Source organism: Globicatella sp. HMSC072A10, from assembly GCF_001811625.1.
GTDB lineage: Bacteria > Bacillota > Bacilli > Lactobacillales > Aerococcaceae > Globicatella > Globicatella sanguinis.
Genome location: NZ_KV805733.1, coordinates 1 through 15537 on the forward strand (window position 1 = coordinate 1; position 15537 = coordinate 15537).

General features: G+C 34.3%; 17 protein-coding genes. 15 read left to right on the forward strand and 2 right to left on the reverse strand.

Annotation, left to right across the window (positions count from 1 at the left end):
• Positions 1-83 precede the first annotated feature (83 nt).
• The 13 genes from HMPREF2811_RS06435 to HMPREF2811_RS11075 all read left to right on the forward strand — a co-directional run bounded on the left by HMPREF2811_RS06435 (position 84) and on the right by HMPREF2811_RS11075 (position 13630).
• The gene (locus tag HMPREF2811_RS06435; RefSeq protein WP_071408627.1) at positions 84-581 is read left to right on the forward strand and encodes an antirestriction protein ArdA; all 498 of its coding nucleotides are present in this window, start codon (positions 84-86) and stop codon (positions 579-581) included.
• Between the two features lie 89 nt (positions 582-670).
• Positions 671-1063, forward strand: coding sequence for a conjugal transfer protein (locus HMPREF2811_RS06440; RefSeq protein WP_071408628.1), 393 nt, complete (start codon positions 671-673; stop codon positions 1061-1063).
• Positions 1047-3494, forward strand: a complete 2448-nt coding sequence (locus HMPREF2811_RS06445; protein WP_071408629.1) for a conjugal transfer ATPase TcpF — start codon at positions 1047-1049, stop codon at positions 3492-3494. Before HMPREF2811_RS06440 ends, HMPREF2811_RS06445 begins: the two co-directional genes overlap by 17 nt.
• Before the next feature lie 2 nt (positions 3495-3496).
• Entirely contained in the window at positions 3497-5743 is a 2247-nt protein-coding gene (locus tag HMPREF2811_RS06450; RefSeq protein ID WP_071408630.1) for a CD3337/EF1877 family mobilome membrane protein, read from the forward strand.
• Positions 5740-6741 carry a bifunctional lytic transglycosylase/C40 family peptidase gene (locus tag HMPREF2811_RS06455; RefSeq protein ID WP_071408631.1) on the forward strand — a complete coding sequence of 334 codons (1002 nt, stop codon included), beginning with the start codon at positions 5740-5742 and terminating at the stop codon, positions 6739-6741. Before HMPREF2811_RS06450 ends, HMPREF2811_RS06455 begins: the two co-directional genes overlap by 4 nt.
• 16 nt (positions 6742-6757) lie before the next feature.
• Positions 6758-7675 carry a conjugal transfer protein gene (locus HMPREF2811_RS06460; RefSeq protein WP_071408632.1) on the forward strand — a complete coding sequence of 306 codons (918 nt, stop codon included), beginning with the start codon at positions 6758-6760 and terminating at the stop codon, positions 7673-7675.
• 274 nt (positions 7676-7949) lie between these two features.
• Positions 7950-8651: a lantibiotic protection ABC transporter ATP-binding protein gene (locus HMPREF2811_RS06465; protein ID WP_071408633.1), complete on the forward strand. Its 702-nt coding sequence runs from the start codon at positions 7950-7952 to the stop codon at positions 8649-8651.
• Positions 8648-9403, forward strand: coding sequence for a lantibiotic immunity ABC transporter MutE/EpiE family permease subunit (locus tag HMPREF2811_RS06470; RefSeq protein WP_071408634.1), 756 nt, complete (start codon positions 8648-8650; stop codon positions 9401-9403). Before HMPREF2811_RS06465 ends, HMPREF2811_RS06470 begins: the two co-directional genes overlap by 4 nt.
• Positions 9400-10194, forward strand: a complete 795-nt coding sequence (locus HMPREF2811_RS06475; RefSeq protein WP_071408635.1) for a lantibiotic immunity ABC transporter MutG family permease subunit — start codon at positions 9400-9402, stop codon at positions 10192-10194. Before HMPREF2811_RS06470 ends, HMPREF2811_RS06475 begins: the two co-directional genes overlap by 4 nt.
• Positions 10187-10936, forward strand: a complete 750-nt coding sequence (locus HMPREF2811_RS06480; RefSeq protein ID WP_071408636.1) for a DUF3108 domain-containing protein — start codon at positions 10187-10189, stop codon at positions 10934-10936. Before HMPREF2811_RS06475 ends, HMPREF2811_RS06480 begins: the two co-directional genes overlap by 8 nt.
• A 58-nt stretch (positions 10937-10994) precedes the next feature.
• On the forward strand, positions 10995-11687 hold the full coding sequence (locus HMPREF2811_RS06485; protein ID WP_071408637.1) for a response regulator transcription factor: 693 nt from the start codon (positions 10995-10997) through the stop codon (positions 11685-11687).
• 19 nt (positions 11688-11706) lie between these two features.
• Positions 11707-13164: a sensor histidine kinase gene (locus HMPREF2811_RS06490; protein ID WP_071408638.1), complete on the forward strand. Its 1458-nt coding sequence runs from the start codon at positions 11707-11709 to the stop codon at positions 13162-13164.
• Positions 13165-13438: 274 nt separating this feature from the next.
• The gene (locus tag HMPREF2811_RS11075; protein WP_084802020.1) at positions 13439-13630 is read left to right on the forward strand and encodes a cysteine-rich KTR domain-containing protein; all 192 of its coding nucleotides are present in this window, start codon (positions 13439-13441) and stop codon (positions 13628-13630) included.
• A gap of 47 nt (positions 13631-13677) precedes the next feature.
• Here HMPREF2811_RS11075 and HMPREF2811_RS06495 read toward each other — a convergent pair whose 3' ends face one another.
• Positions 13678-14034 (reverse strand): helix-turn-helix domain-containing protein, encoded by a 357-nt coding sequence (locus HMPREF2811_RS06495; RefSeq protein ID WP_071408639.1) that lies wholly within the window; start codon positions 14032-14034, stop codon positions 13678-13680.
• Positions 14035-14603: 569 nt separating this feature from the next.
• Between HMPREF2811_RS06495 and HMPREF2811_RS06505 the strand changes: the two genes are divergently transcribed.
• Positions 14604-15032 (forward strand): sigma-70 family RNA polymerase sigma factor, encoded by a 429-nt coding sequence (locus HMPREF2811_RS06505; RefSeq protein WP_071408640.1) that lies wholly within the window; start codon positions 14604-14606, stop codon positions 15030-15032.
• Positions 15029-15259 (forward strand): helix-turn-helix domain-containing protein, encoded by a 231-nt coding sequence (locus tag HMPREF2811_RS06510; RefSeq protein WP_071408641.1) that lies wholly within the window; start codon positions 15029-15031, stop codon positions 15257-15259. Before HMPREF2811_RS06505 ends, HMPREF2811_RS06510 begins: the two co-directional genes overlap by 4 nt.
• Here HMPREF2811_RS06510 and HMPREF2811_RS11580 read toward each other — a convergent pair.
• Positions 15252-15537: hypothetical protein (locus HMPREF2811_RS11580; RefSeq protein ID WP_210386556.1), on the reverse strand; the 286-nt coding region annotated here is incomplete at its 5' end. The genes HMPREF2811_RS06510 and HMPREF2811_RS11580 overlap by 8 nt on opposite strands.

Genomic DNA, 15537 nt, shown 5'->3' on the forward strand with positions numbered 1-15537 from the left:
TTCTTGGTCCAACTTTAGGGGGTCAGTTCAAAATTAATCTAGTGCTTTTTTTATGCAAATTTTAAAGAAAGGATGTGAATTTTGTGGATGATATGCAAGTCTACATTGCCAATCTAGGAAAATATAATGAGGGAGAATTAGTAGGGGCATGGTTTAAACTTCCTATTGATTTTGAGGAAGTAAAGGAACGTATTGGGTTAAATGATGAATACGAGGAATATGTTATTCACGATTATGAATTACCTTTTGAAGTTGACGAATACACGTCTATTGGCGAATTAAATCGCCTATGGACGATCGTTGAGGAATTGCCAGATGAAATACGTGCTGAACTATCCGCCCTGCAATCTCATTTTGGGAGTATTGAAGAACTCTATGAACATCAAGAAGATATTATTTGTCATTCAGATTGTGATGATATGGCAGATGTGGCACGCTACTATATTGAAGAAACAGGAGCTTTAGGAGAAGTTCCTACTAATCTACAAAACTATATTGATTATGAATCCTATGGTCGTGATTTAGAAATCGAGGGAACATTCATTTCTACCAGTCACGGGATATTTGAAATCTTATATTAAATCTATCAATAGAAAAATGACTGATGGATTTTTTATTTTATGGGGTAGCTGAAACGAGCTACCCTGTTTTTTATGAAAGGATTGATTACATGAAGAAAATACGAAGCTATACCAGTATCTGGTCGGTAGAAAAGGTACTATACTCTATCAATGACTTTCGCTTACCTTTCCCCATTTCTTTTACGCAAATGACTTGGTTTGTAGTATCACTCTTTGCGGTGATGTTACTTGGAAACTTGCCACCACTTTCACTGATAGAGGGAGCATTTCTAAAATATTTTGGTATTCCTGTAGCTCTCACATGGTTTATGAGCCAGAAAACCTTTGATGGGAAAAAACCTTATGGATTTTTAAAAACTGTGATTGCTTATCTGGTGCGTCCAAAACTAACCTATGCTGGAAAACCAATCAAGTTGGAAAAATCCCAACCAACAGAAGCCGTTACAATCGTTAGGAGTGAAATTTATGGCGTATCCGATTAAATACATTGAAAATAATTTAGTCTGGAACAAAGATGGAGAATGTTTCGCTTATTATGAACTGATTCCCTATAACTATTCTTTTCTAAGTCCAGAACAAAAATATCTAGTTCACGATTCTTTTAGGCAGTTAATTGCACAAAACCGTGACGGAAAAATCCACGCCTTACAAATCAGTACAGAATCAAGTATAAGAGCTACACAAGAACGCTCCAAAGAAGAAGTTACAGGAAAACTTAAATCAATGGCTTATGAAAAAATCGACCAGCAAACGGAAGCTCTTGTTTCTATGATTGGTGAACATCAAGTAGATTACCGATTCTTTATTGGTTTTAAGTTACTTTTGAATGATGAAGATTTTTCTATGAAAAGTCTAGGTAAAGAAGCAAAAATGGTTTTTACTGATTTCTTTCATGATGTGAATCATAAGCTCATGGGGGATTTTGTCAGTATGAGCAATGAAGAAATCTGGCGTTTTCAAAAGATGGAAAAATTACTGGAGAATAAAATCTCTCGTCGCTTCAAAATCCGCAGGCTGGAAAAAGATGATTTTGGTTATCTGATTGAACACCTATATGGGCAAACAGGAACAACTTATGAAGATTATGAATACCATCTTTCAAAGAAAAAACGGAATAAGGAAACTCTTGTTAAATATTATGACTTGATTAAACCGACCCGTTGTCTACTGGAAGAAAAACAAAGACATTTAAAGATTGAACAGGAAAATGAGACCATCTATGTGGCTTACTTTACTATTAACAGTATTGTTGGCGAATTAGACTTCCCATCATCTGAAATTTTTTATTACCAGCAACAACAATTTACATTCCCGATAGATACCTCAATGAATGTAGAAATTGTAGCAAATCGTAAAGCCTTAAGTACCGTAAGAAACAAGAAAAAAGAATTAAAAGACTTGGATAATCATGCATGGCAAAGTGATAACGAAACTAGCTCTAATGTGGCAGAAGCCTTGGAAAGTGTAAATGAATTGGAATCTAATTTAGACCAAAGCAAGGAATCCATGTATAAGCTCTCTTATGTAGTACGTGTTTCAGCCAATGACCTTGACGAATTAAAACGCCGTTGTAATGAGGTACGTGATTTTTATGACGATTTAAGTGTAAAGCTGGTGCGTCCTTTTGGAGATATGCTCGGTTTACATGAAGAATTTTTACCTGCAAGCAAAAGATATATGAATGATTATATCCAGTATGTAACTTCTGATTTTCTTGCTGGCTTAGGTTTTGGGGCAACTCAAATGCTAGGTGAAAATGAGGGAATCTATGTTGGCTATAGTTTAGATACAGGTAGAAATATTTATCTGAAACCTGCTCTTGCCAGTCAAGGAGTGAAAGGTTCTGTGACCAATGCTCTCTCTGCTGCTTTTGTTGGTTCATTAGGTGGCGGAAAATCCTTCTCTAATAATATGATTGTTTATTACTCTGTTCTCTATGGAGCACAGGCAGTCATTGTAGACCCAAAGGCAGAACGTGGCAAATGGAAAGAAACATTGCCAGAAATCGCTCATGAAATCAATACTGTTAATCTAACCTCTGATGAAAAAAACAAAGGCTTACTCGACCCTTATGTCATTATGAAAAATCCAAAGGATTCCGAATCACTGGCAATTGATATTCTTACATTTCTAACAGGAATTTCTTCCCGTGATGGACAGCGTTTCCCTGTTCTTAGAAAAGCTATTCGTGCAGTAACCAATAGTGAAGAACGTGGTTTAATGAAAGTGATTGAAGAATTAAGAGTTGAAAATACAACCATGAGTAATAGCATAGCCGACCATATTGAGAGTTTTACAGACTATGATTTTGCTCATCTGTTATTCAGTTATGGAGATGTTGAACAATCCATTAGCCTTGAAAAACAGCTAAATATTATACAAGTAGCTGATTTAGTGCTACCAGACAAGGAAACTTCTTTTGAGGAATATACCACAATGGAATTACTTTCCGTAGCTATGCTTATTGTCATTTCTAGCTTTGCCCTTGATTTTATTCATACAGACCGCAGTGTCTTTAAAATTGTTGACCTTGATGAAGCATGGAGTTTCTTGCAAGTGGCACAAGGTAAAACCTTGTCTATGAAATTAGTAAGAGCTGGACGTGCTATGAATGCAGGAGTTTATTTTGTAACCCAAAATACAGATGACTTATTAGATGAAAAACTGAAAAATAATTTAGGACTAAAATTTGCTTTTCGCTCCACTGATCTCAACGAAATTAAAAAGACCCTTGCATTTTTTGGTGTTGACCCAGAGGACGAAAATAATCAGAAACGACTTCGAGATTTAGAAAATGGTCAATGTTTAATTAGTGATTTATATGGACGTGTCGGTGTGATACAGTTCCATCCTGTTTTTGAGGAACTACTTCACGCCTTTGATACAAGACCTCCTATTAGAAAAGAGGTGTAAAAATGAAACCATCTATAGGAATAACTAAATTAAAAGAAAAATGGAATCTCAAACAAATTTTAAAAATGGCAGGTACAGGTTTTTTAATCCTTGTAATTGTCATTTTGCTTTTAGCTACACTAGGAACGGTAGTTCATGCGACAGGATTAGTGGATGATATGGTAAATACTGCCAATGCGTACAGCAAATATCCACTAGGGAACTACCAATTAGATTTCTATGTAGACAATAGCTGGGGGTGGTTACCTTGGAACTGGTCGGACGGCATTGGAAAACAGGTCATGTATGGTCTATATGCCATTACCAACTTCATCTGGACAATCAGTCTTTACCTTTCCAATGCTACTGGTTATTTAGTACAAGAAGCCTATTCCCTTGATTTTATTTCATCTACTGCCGATTCTGTCGGTAAAAATATGCAAACCTTAGCTGGTGTGACATCAGGTGGTTTATCATCAGAGGGATTTTATATTGGATTTCTCTTAATTTTAATTCTGGTTCTTGGGATTTATGTTGCCTATACAGGATTAATAAAAAGAGAAACCACAAAGGCAATCCATGCCATTGTAAATTTTGTCATGGTCTTTGTACTCTCCGCTTCCTTTATTGCCTATGCTCCCGATTACATTAAGAAAATCAATGACTTTTCATCAGATATTAGCAATGCTAGTCTTTCCCTTGGTACAAAAATTGTTATGCCTCATTCGGACAGTCAAGGGAAAGATAGTGTGGACTTAATTAGAGATAGTCTATTTTCTATACAGGTACAGCAACCTTGGCTCTTGCTTCAATATGATAATTCAGATATTGAAAGTATTGGTGTAGAACGAGTGGAAAATTTACTCTCGACTAGCCCCGATACCAATAATGGAGAAGATAGAGAAACAATTGTCAAAGAAGAAATTGAGGATAGAGATAATGCGAATCTTACCATTACAAAGACCATTAACCGATTGGGTACTGTTTTCTTTCTCTTTATCTTCAATATTGGTATTTCCATTTTTGTATTCTTGCTAGCAGGAATCATGATTTTCTCACAAGTGCTTTTTATCATCTATGCCATGTTTTTACCCGTGAGTTTTATTCTAAGTATGATTCCCTCTTTTGATGGAATGTCAAAACGAGCGATCACAAAGCTGTTTAATACCATTTTAACGAGAGCGGGAATTACACTGATTATTACCACCGCTTTTAGTATTTCTACCATGCTTTATACCTTATCAGAAGGCTATCCATTTTTCTTGATTGCCTTTCTACAGATTGTGACCTTTGCAGGAATCTACTTTAAGCTGGGCGATTTAATGAGTATGTTCTCTCTACAAAGTAATGATTCTCAAAGTGTTGGTCGTCGTATCATGAGAAAACCTCGTATGCTTATGCACGCCCATATGCACCGATTACAACGAAAGGTTGGTCGTTCTATGACTGCTTTAGGTGCTGGTACTGCCATTTCTACTGCTACAGGAAAAGGACAGTCGGGTTCTGGAAATTCTGCCAGTCGAACGCAAGCAGACCACTCACGACCAGACAAACAAGAAAAATCGTCCCTTGGAAAACGTGCAGGTCAAAAGATTGGGGCTATAGCTGATACCAAAGACAGAATCAAAGATAGTGCTGGAAACTTAAAAGAACAAGTCAAAGATTTACCAACCAATGCAAAATACGCCGTATATCAAGGAAAATCAAAAGTAACGGATAATGTCCGTGACTTGACAACCAGTATTTCTCAAACCAAATCAGACAGAGCCATTGGGCGGAAGGAACAACAGGAGCAAAGACGCAAAACTATTGCAGAACGTCGAACCGAAATGGAACAAGCTAAACAGAAAAAACAACCTGCTTCTACTACTCATGTAAGACCTACTATCAGACAGGACACTTATGAAAAAACTACCACACAACAAGAACAAATCCATGGGCGTCCTACTGCTCGGCAAGAGAAATTTTATGAACAAGAAACTGCTAGACCTACCACCGCACCGATTAAAAAAACCAAAACACAAGAGGAGAAACCAGACCGTCCAACAAGTAAAGTGAATTCTTCGAACCCGAAAACAGAGGGTCAAAACAATATACCGACAGAACGACCTATTCATAGACCTACTGTTTCAAGTCCAACAGTAAAAACGATTCGACGTCCAGTCACAAGAGAAAATACGCCAATCATCCAACGAAAGCCAGTAAAAAATATAAGAAATAATACTATTCCAAAGACCACTCATATTAAAAGGAATGGTGAGAAATCATGAAACCAAAATATTTAATTATTGGCGGTGCTGGGATATTCCTCATGGTTTTCTCTTTACTTCTCTTTGTTGCTATTCTCTTTTCAGATGAACAAGATAGTGGATTTTCAAATATTCAATCTGGCGGTGTTAATGTTTCCGAAGAAGTGCTGGCTCATAAGCCTATGGTAGATAAATACGCTAAAGAATATGGAGTTGAAGAATATGTTCATGTGCTACTTGCGATTATACAGGTGGAATCTGGTGGCACAGCCGAGGATGTGATGCAATCTTCTGAATCCCTTGGATTTCCACCCAATACTTTAGGTGCAGAAGATTCTATTAAGCAAGGCGTCAAATATTTTGCGTCCTTGCTTCAAATAGCAGAGAAAAATGGCAATGATTTAAACGCCGTCATTCAATCCTATAACTATGGTGGTGGATTTCTTGGTTACATTACCAATCGTGGAAATAAGTACACTTTTGAGCTAGCTGAAAGTTTTGCTAATCAATATTCTAATGGAGAAAAAGTATCTTACCCAAATCCCATTGCCATTCCAATTAATGGTGGTTGGCGATATAACTATGGGAATATGTTTTATGTTCAATTGGTATCTCAATATCTTGTCACTACTCAATTTGATGATGATACGGTACAAGTCATTATGGATGAAGCCCTTAAATATGAGGGATGGAAATATGTTTATGGGGGTGCTTCCCCCACCACTTCCTTTGATTGTAGTGGATTAACCCAATGGAGCTATGGCAAGGCTGGAATCAATTTACCACGAACCGCACAACAACAATATGATGTGACCCAACACATTCTATTATCAGAAGCAGAATCAGGTGACTTAATTTTCCTTCACTCTACCTATAACGCTGGCTCTTATATTACTCACGTAGGCATTTATTTAGGCAATAACCAAATGTTTCACGCAGGTGATCCTATCGGTTATGCCGACCTAACTAGCTCTTACTGGCAACAGCATTTAGTAGGAGCAGGACGAATCAAGAAATGAGAAAGGATGATTCAATATGCTATTTAGAAAAAATAAGAATAAAGAAAAGATGCCAAAGGAAAAGAAACCTCGTGTCCATAAGGTCAATCCTCGTAAAAAGGTTGTGATTGCCTTATGGGTACTTTTAGGAATTAGTTTTAGCTTTGCGATATTCAAACACTTTACAGCCATAGATATCCACACCATTCATGAAACAAAAATCATAGAAAAGGAATATGTCGATACTCACAGTATAGAGAATTTTGTTGAGAATTTTGCAAAAGTTTATTATTCATGGGAACAATCCGACAAGTCAATTGATAACCGAGTGGATAAATTGAAAGATTATCTAACAGATGAACTTCAAGTTCTGAATATTGATACAGTTCGTAAGGATATTCCTGTATCGTCGTCTTTAAGAGGGTTTCAGATATGGAGTGTAGAACCAGATGGTGAAAACCAGTTTAATGTGACCTACAGTGTAGACCAGTTAATTACGGAGGGAGAAGATAAAAAGAATGTCCAATCTGCTTATGGGGTAACCGTTTATGTAGAGGATTCTGGGAATATGGTTCTTATTAAGAATCCAACCATTACCAGCATACCTAAAAAATCAGACTACACACCCAAAATGAAAGAAAGTAATGGTTCAATTGATTCTATGACAACCAATGAAATCAATGAATTTTTAACAACGTTCTTTAAGCTCTATTCTAGTGCTACCGCAAAAGAACTTTCTTATTATGTAAGTGATGGGATTTTGAAGCCAATTGGAAAAGAATATGTTTTTCAAGAATTAGTAAATCCTATTTACAATCGAAAGGATAATCTAATAACAGTATCGCTGGCTGTAAAATATCTTGACCAGCAGACCAAGGCAACCCAAGTATCCCAATTTGATTTGGTGCTAGAAAAGAATGGAGATAATTGGAAGATTATAAAAGAAGTTAAATAATTTTTATAAGGGTGGATTGAGTGTAATATAGCTTCAATTCATCCTTATACATTAATCGAAGAAAATTTTTTGATATATTTCATTCGTTTTGTGAGATGTAAAGGAATTGTAAGAAGCATTTTATCAAAGCTTCCTTATTACTAGGCATTGATATAGATACCTTAAACTTGAAAAAACATTAAAAGTTTTTTGCAAACATTATAGTTTCTTTATTCTTTTTTATTATTCTTTTCATTGTAGTAGAAATAAAGATTTATATGAGAGGAAGAATATTATGAATGGTTTAATTCTTGAAACGAAAAATTTATCAAAAAAATTTGGCAAACAATCTGCGGTGAATAAAGTTTCACTACAAATTAAGCGAAATAGTGTTTATGGACTTCTTGGTCCAAATGGTGCGGGAAAAACAACGTCACTTAAAATGATTATTGGCCTACTTCGACCTACAAGCGGAGAAATTATTTTTGATGGTGAACCTTGGACGCGTGATCATCTGTTAAAAATTGGTTCACTCATTGAATCACCTGCATTATATGGGAATCTTACAGCAGTTGAAAATCTTATGGTTCATACAAAACTGATGGGGATACCAAAAGAAAAAATTTATGAAGTTTTAGAAATTGTTGATTTAGTAGGCACGGGTAAAAAACGAGCTTCACAATTTTCAATGGGTATGAAACAACGATTAGGAATTGCAATTGCTCTTTTGGGAGACCCAGAATTATTAATTTTAGATGAGCCTACTAACGGACTTGACCCGGCAGGAGTTCAGAAATTACGTGATTTGATTGCCTCTTTTCCTAAAAGAGGTATGACAGTTATTCTATCAAGTCATATATTGTCAGAAGTTTCTCAAGTAGTTGATGATGTCGGAATTATTAGTGATGGAAAACTTCTATTTCAGGGAGTACCTAATTCAGATGAGACTTTGGAAAAATTTTATATGGAGGTTATCGAGGGTGGTGTAGAAAGATGAATGGAATAAGTTCTGAACTACTCAAGTATAAAAGAACATTTACAAGAAAACTGATTGTGTTTATACCATTATTTTTTGCAATACAAGCAGCTGCAGGAGTAGCATTAATGCCTGAAGATATTGTAAGAACATGGGATTTAGTTATATCTATGGTTTTTAACGTATGGACAGTGATATTTCTCCCATTTGGAATGGCTTTGTTTGCTGTTTTGGTAGATAATCAGGAACGGAAATCTGGAAATTACCGTTCACTACGTGCTCACAATAATTCACCTGCTTATATTTGGATGAACAAGATATTGATTATGGCATTTCATACTTTGCTTTCTTCATTCGTATTAGTTATTGCTATATTTCTATCAGGAATGATTACAGCAACAGGACAAATACCTTGGGGACAAATTTTTTCTGCTAGTTTAGTTTCTTGGTTAGTATCACTTGTATTGATTCCTATTCAGTTATGGGCGGCAACATGGAAAGGTTTGTTCCTAAGTATGGCGGTTGGATTTATAGGGTTCATTGCAGGTATGGTATCAGCTCCCACTTCATATTGGTTTTTTATACCATGGGCATGGGGAATTCGACTAATGAGTGCGATTGTTGGTGTACATCCAAATGGAACTTTGTTAGAAGTTGGCGATAAACTTTTAGATACTTCTGTCATTCCTATTGGAATCGTAGTCTCATTACTAGCATTTATTATTATTACTGTAGTCACCGCCTTTTGGTTTAATAGGAGGGAAACAAAATGATTGGATTAATTTCATCAGAATGGCTGAAAACTAAAAGAACGATGGTTAGATGGATTACTTTTTTCTTACCTGTTTTATTTTCAGGGCTTTTAGTAGGATATTTTGCTTTACGTGGAACAAGCAGTGATTTTCAAATGGAAGTATTCCAAACCTTCTTTGAAACATGGACAATATTCATCATTCCAGTAGGTATAGGTATCCTTTCTGGGTATATTGTACATGAAGAAGAACTTGCTGGGAGTTTTAATGGTTTTTTAAGTGCAAAGCTTCCTCGGTATAAATTATACTTGGGTAAATTCACTCCATTAAGTCTCATTTTAATGATTAGTACTTTTTTAGCAACAATTGTATTTTGTATTGGAATAATCATTGCTTTTCCAGGAGTTTTAAATTTATGGTTATTTTTCATATTAGCTGCAATCCTTGTTGTTATTGGAACACTTCCTCTCATTGCAATTCATTTGTGGGTGAGTTTTGCATGGGGAATGGGAGCTTCTATTGGTATTGGTATTGCTGGTCTGTTAGCGGCTGCTTTAACTGGTGGAACTAGTCTTGGGAACTCAATTTGGCAATTTATTCCTTGGGCATGGCCAGTAAGACTTGTAAAAAATCTTAGTCCTTATTTAGAATTTTCAGCTGATATGACTACTCCTCCACCTTTAGTTTCTTCAGGTTGGGCGGTAGAACAATTTTTAATAGGAATTACATCTGTAGGGATTTGTCTTTTTATAGTACTAATCTGTGGAATGATTTGGTTTGATAAATGGGAAGGAAGAAAATACTATGAATAAGTTTATTATAAAAATTGGTTTGTTCACTCTTATTTGTATTGGGATTTTAAGTGGCTGTTCCCAATTGTCAAACAAGATTAAATACAATAATATAGATGAAAAAGATTTAGCAGATGCTCCTTTAGAACTAATGAACAATATACCTTGGGCAGATTATCAAAAAGCATCCTATACTATTTATAATAGAGAAGAAGAAACAGGGGAAATAGGAATAGAGATAACAAAGTCAATAGATACAAAGTTTTATAATATTTCAAAGATAAAGAAAAATGGGTCAGACGAAATTCAAAGTGGAGTTACAATTATGTCAGATACATTAATGCCTACTAAGTCCTATTATAATAAAAAGTCTAATTCTAAAAATGAAAATTATGAAATTAGTACTTCGTATACAAAGGATTGGTATGTAAAAACCGAATCTGAAAAATCAAGTGAGCAAACGATAGATTTACCCGAATACTATTATGATAATGAATCTTTGTTAATTATACTAGGAGTGCTTTCTTATGAGGAAGCTGACACTTTTAAATTGAATGATACAGTACCACTTACTGGTAGAATAACTCCTTTGGAAATTAAATACGAAGGAAAAGAACAAATTAGTGTGCCTTATAGTGAAACAGAATGCTATAAAGTTATATTAGATGATATGACATTTTGGTATTCTATTGATGATAGAATTTTATATCAATACAAAAAAGGGTCTACCGTTTATAAACTTGTAAACATAAACTATAATTAAACAATAAATATACGATTTATATTGTCATACCAATCTTTTTGTAGAGGAGGAGACTAAGTTGAGCAAAATATTGATTATTGATGATGAAAAAGAACTTGTAATGTTGCTTGAAGATGAACTCAAAGCAAAAGGACATAAAGTATTAGTAGCTTATGATGGGCAAAAAGGTATAAAGTTAGCAAGAGAACAGCCCGACCTTATTATACTAGATATTATGATGCCTGAAGTTGATGGTTTTGAAGTTTGTAGTGCTATCCGAGACGATGTTCTATGTCCAATTATTTTTCTGAGTGCACGTCAATCGGAAACAGATAAAATTAAAGGGTTAACTCTTGGTGGAGATGATTATATTGTAAAACCTTTTGGACTAAAAGAGTTAATAGCTAAAATTGAAGCTAATTTACGAAGAGAAAAACGATCTCAGTATATTAATGAAGAGAATAAAAGAACTAAATTATATTTTGGAATGCTTAGTCTAGACATTAGAGAACGTACTGTCAAGATTGAAAATAATAATATTCCTCTAACAAAACGTGAGTATGATATTGTTGAACTTTTAGCACTTCATGCAAGACAAGTATTTTCACGAGAACATATTTATGAGAAAGTTTGGGGCTATGATTCTGATGGGGATTCTGCCACAGTAGTTGAACATGTTAAGAAAATTCGTGCAAAGTTTGCTGAGGTTACGCCATCCGTTGAGTATATCTCTACAGTATGGGGAATTGGGTATAAATGGAATAAGATTTGAGAAAGGCGGGAAATGCAAAATGAAAAATCGCTCACTTGTAACAGGTTTTAGATTGACCTTCACTTGGATTGTAATTACAAGTATTATAGCAACTGTGATTACTTATGGTTTTGCTGCCTTTCTATATATTAAAAGTCAATATAATAGTGTTTATCCAGCAAATTATTATGAGCAACAGATTCCTGGAATTGATGCATATATTCGTGAAAAAAATATAGATTTACTCTCTGATTCTGAGGAAAAAGGACTAAAGAATACTATCAGTGGTGATGGTATCACTTATCAAGTTCTAGATAGTGATGGAAATATACTATATGGAACAAACAAAGAGAAAATTTTTACCACTAAAGAAGAACTCATTAATCAACTCAATACAACTTTTAGACATCAAGGTGATTTTATTCATGCTGTTCCCATCATTAACGATGGGAATATTGCAGGAGCTGTTACTCTTTCTTATCAACTAAGAATTTCATACGCTGAAAACAATGGACGTTGGATGATTACAGTTATTATTATAGTTCTACTTTCCCCGTTTCTTTATATTATAGGATTTACTTTTTTATTTTCTAGGATGTTCGTAAAAAATATAAATTATCCACTACAATTATTAATGGAGGCTTCTCATAAAATAAAGGAAAAAGATCTTGATTTTGAAATCAATTACCAATCGGATAATGAACTTGGAAAACTTTGCAGTGCCTTTTCTGAAATGAAAGAGGAGTTAAAAAGTTCATTATTTACTCAATGGAAATTAGAACAAGAACGAGTAGAAATGGTTGAATCATTGGCACACGATTTAAAAACTCCACTATCTATTATCAGAGGGTATTCGGAAGCATTAATGGATTCCAATACTTTAGATGATGAAAAACTTTACACGTATCTTAACGTCATAAAAGGAAATGCTGAAAAGAGTTCTAATCTTGTTCAACAAATGCAATATACTTCTGACCTAGAAAAAACAGATGTACAATTACAACTTAGGCTAGTGAATTTACTTGAATTTTTAGAAAAGAAAGTAAGCCACTATCAGTTACAGGCTAAGCAAAAAGAAATAAACCTTGTATTGAAAACACAAGGAGAGATGGAAATGCCATTTTTAATTGATGAAGACAGATTAGAACGCATTCTTGATAACATCATATCTAATAGTTTACAGCATACTCCCATTAAAGGTACAATAGAAGTTTCTGTAAAAGCTGAAAAAGAAAGAATATTTTATGAAATTTGTGATTCAGGTAGTGGATTTCATCAAAAAGATTTGGATAAAGCTTTCGATAGGTTTTATCGTTGTGATAAAGCTCGTAGAAGTAAAGGTGGTCATTCTGGTTTAGGGCTTTATATTGTCAAACAATTGATTGAACAGCTTGGGGGCTCCATTAAAATAAAAAATGGAATACATGGAGGAGCTTGTGTAATATTTTGGCACCCTAATCACAAAGTAAAAAACGATTTAGAAAATTATAATTACTGATAGATATAGAGATAAATTATCCTGGAAAAGATATAGATTTAAAGTACTTGTTCGTATTTTGTAAGTTTCATCATATAAATTTCTTGTATAAATGAATGAATTTCCTTAATCTTTATAGAATCTTTATTTTTATGCTTTACGTTATTATTACAGACATTAAGAATTTAGATTTTAAATTCTAAATTTAAAAATAACTTAAATTTTTAATTGAAGGAATGAGATTATCATTTGAGAGAGTAATTTATAAGAGAGTAATTTATAAAGGATTGATCATATGGGTGAAAAAAGCAAATGGATTCTCTGTCCAATTTGCAGTTCAAAAACTCGGACAAAAGCATACTTTAAAACGATACTAATTAATTTTCCCCTCTACTGTCCAAAATGTAAGCAGGAAACTTTGATAAATCTAAAGCTGTTAGAAGTAAATATAATTAAAGAGCCAGACGCAAAGACGCAGAGCCGATAATTTGAGAATGATTAGTCTCATCTTATCGGCTCTTTTTCTACCTTTGGTCATTCATTTTTTATGGATTTTGATTCTTTGATACCATGTGCTAGCGATTCCATAAGCATTAGCTCTTTATCTGTAAAATCATCCATTAGTTTTTCTACCTGTATACGTCTGCTGCTTTTTACTAGATTGTTAGCAGGTAGGAAAAACTCATCAACAGACACATGAAGCAATGATACAAGGTCATAAAGAACTTGTATGCTTGGGTGTTGACCCTTATTTTCAATATTTGTTAGATAGCGTGGATCAATTTCAATTTTGGCTCCCACCTGTTCGCGGGTTAAACCTTGTTTCATACGAGCTTCTTTTATCTTAAGACCAAAGGCTCTGAAATCATATTTGTCTTCCTTTTTACGCATAATAAACCACCTATATATATTTTACTGTTCCTATTTAATTAGAAACAGGTATATAAAAACGTGCTACATGGTTTATTAGTTCCTATTAAACAGACTAAAATACAAATAATACTACCAAAAGGTTATAAAAAAAACCGTAGTTTGGTAGTATCCTTTCATGCAATAAATTATCAATTACTTTCAAACGACGGTTCAAGAGCCGTCGTTTTATATATTTTATAAACAATAATTAAATTAGAAATGACGGCTTGTAGGAGGTCAGGTAGTCATGAAATATACTATTTGTATTCAACTCTCTCTATTGAGGTCATTATCAAAAAAAGTCGTCCCCCTACAGTAGATAACTATGGTTATCAATGTGGTTTTTTACATCATACATCACGAATAAATAAAGCATGTAAACAGACAAATCAATCTGTTTATGTGCTTTTTTCGTTATTAAATTATTTATTTGAAAGAATTTCAATTGTTTGTGCAACAAATCCCCCTTTCCTGTCGGGACTAAGTGTGAAGGGAGATAGAGACACAAAGCTCACTTCCTTTCATGACAAGAAAGGGGGTGAGAAACCATGAAACCATCTACTTTTCAGACTACAATAGAAAATCAATTTGATTATATTTGCAAACGTGCCATGGAAGATGAACGAAAGGATTACTACAAATATCTTTCTAGACTTTCAAAACATGAGATTTCATTTTCAGATGTAGGTGATTATATTGTCAGCCAATTTTTTACAATGGATAACAGTAAGGAGACAACTGATTTTCAGATTTATACACTCAATGGAGTAACCGTTGGTATAGAACATGATTTGTTGAGTGAAGCATTGCGTGAGTTGCCAGACAAGAAACGTGAAATTTTACTGCTGTATTACTTTATGGATATGAACGATTCAGAGATTGCAGAGTTATTGAAACTGAATCGTTCAACTATCTATCGGCATAGAACCAGTGGACTAGCTTTAATAAAAAAGTTTATGGAGGAATTTGAAGAATGAAAACACAATATCCTATGATTCCCTTTCCTCTCATTGTAAAGGCTACAGATGGCGATACTGAAGCAATTAACCATATTCTAAAGCATTACAAGGGTTATATTGCTAAACGTTCCCTACGCCTAATGAAAGATGAATACGGCAATCAAAGTATGGTCGTTGATGAAGTCTTACGAGGAAGAATGGAAACCAGATTAATTACAAAGATTTTAGCATTTGAAATTAAGTGAGATTCTCTCTCTTTTCGTGGAAGCGTGCCATACCATTCCACGCTTCCCGATTTGGGAGGTTTGTTATTCCATCAAAGCATATTGTGTTTTCAATATGTTTTGATAGGCTAACGAGCCAATGTTCTTTGAAAACTGAATAAAAGTAATCGAATACGTTTCGATAAGAAAAGAGCCAACGGACTAATACGCCATGACCTATAAAGATAGCGAGCGATTCAGTTAGTGATCCGTGAGCAATCTTTAGCGGTATAAAAGTCAACTTAAAAATCCCGATTTGT

What these genes read in the sequence shown, in the direction of transcription:
- HMPREF2811_RS06490 (WP_071408638.1), top strand. Translation starts at nt 11,707, where the DNA reads ATGAAAAATCGCTCACTTGTAACAGGTTTTAGATTGACCTTCACTTGG.
- HMPREF2811_RS06465 (WP_071408633.1), top strand. Translation starts at nt 7,950, where the DNA reads ATGAATGGTTTAATTCTTGAAACGAAAAATTTATCAAAAAAATTTGGC.
- HMPREF2811_RS06505 (WP_071408640.1), top strand. Translation starts at nt 14,604, where the DNA reads ATGAAACCATCTACTTTTCAGACTACAATAGAAAATCAATTTGATTAT.
- HMPREF2811_RS06445 (WP_071408629.1), top strand. Translation starts at nt 1,047, where the DNA reads ATGGCGTATCCGATTAAATACATTGAAAATAATTTAGTCTGGAACAAA.
- HMPREF2811_RS06495 (WP_071408639.1), bottom strand. Translation starts at nt 14,034, where the DNA reads ATGCGTAAAAAGGAAGACAAATATGATTTCAGAGCCTTTGGTCTTAAG.
- HMPREF2811_RS06460 (WP_071408632.1), top strand. Translation starts at nt 6,758, where the DNA reads ATGCTATTTAGAAAAAATAAGAATAAAGAAAAGATGCCAAAGGAAAAG.
- HMPREF2811_RS06470 (WP_071408634.1), top strand. Translation starts at nt 8,648, where the DNA reads ATGAATGGAATAAGTTCTGAACTACTCAAGTATAAAAGAACATTTACA.
- HMPREF2811_RS06440 (WP_071408628.1), top strand. Translation starts at nt 671, where the DNA reads ATGAAGAAAATACGAAGCTATACCAGTATCTGGTCGGTAGAAAAGGTA.
- HMPREF2811_RS06455 (WP_071408631.1), top strand. Translation starts at nt 5,740, where the DNA reads ATGAAACCAAAATATTTAATTATTGGCGGTGCTGGGATATTCCTCATG.
- HMPREF2811_RS11075 (WP_084802020.1), top strand. Translation starts at nt 13,439, where the DNA reads ATGGGTGAAAAAAGCAAATGGATTCTCTGTCCAATTTGCAGTTCAAAA.
- HMPREF2811_RS06510 (WP_071408641.1), top strand. Translation starts at nt 15,029, where the DNA reads ATGAAAACACAATATCCTATGATTCCCTTTCCTCTCATTGTAAAGGCT.
- HMPREF2811_RS06480 (WP_071408636.1), top strand. Translation starts at nt 10,187, where the DNA reads ATGAATAAGTTTATTATAAAAATTGGTTTGTTCACTCTTATTTGTATT.
- HMPREF2811_RS06450 (WP_071408630.1), top strand. Translation starts at nt 3,497, where the DNA reads ATGAAACCATCTATAGGAATAACTAAATTAAAAGAAAAATGGAATCTC.
- HMPREF2811_RS06475 (WP_071408635.1), top strand. Translation starts at nt 9,400, where the DNA reads ATGATTGGATTAATTTCATCAGAATGGCTGAAAACTAAAAGAACGATG.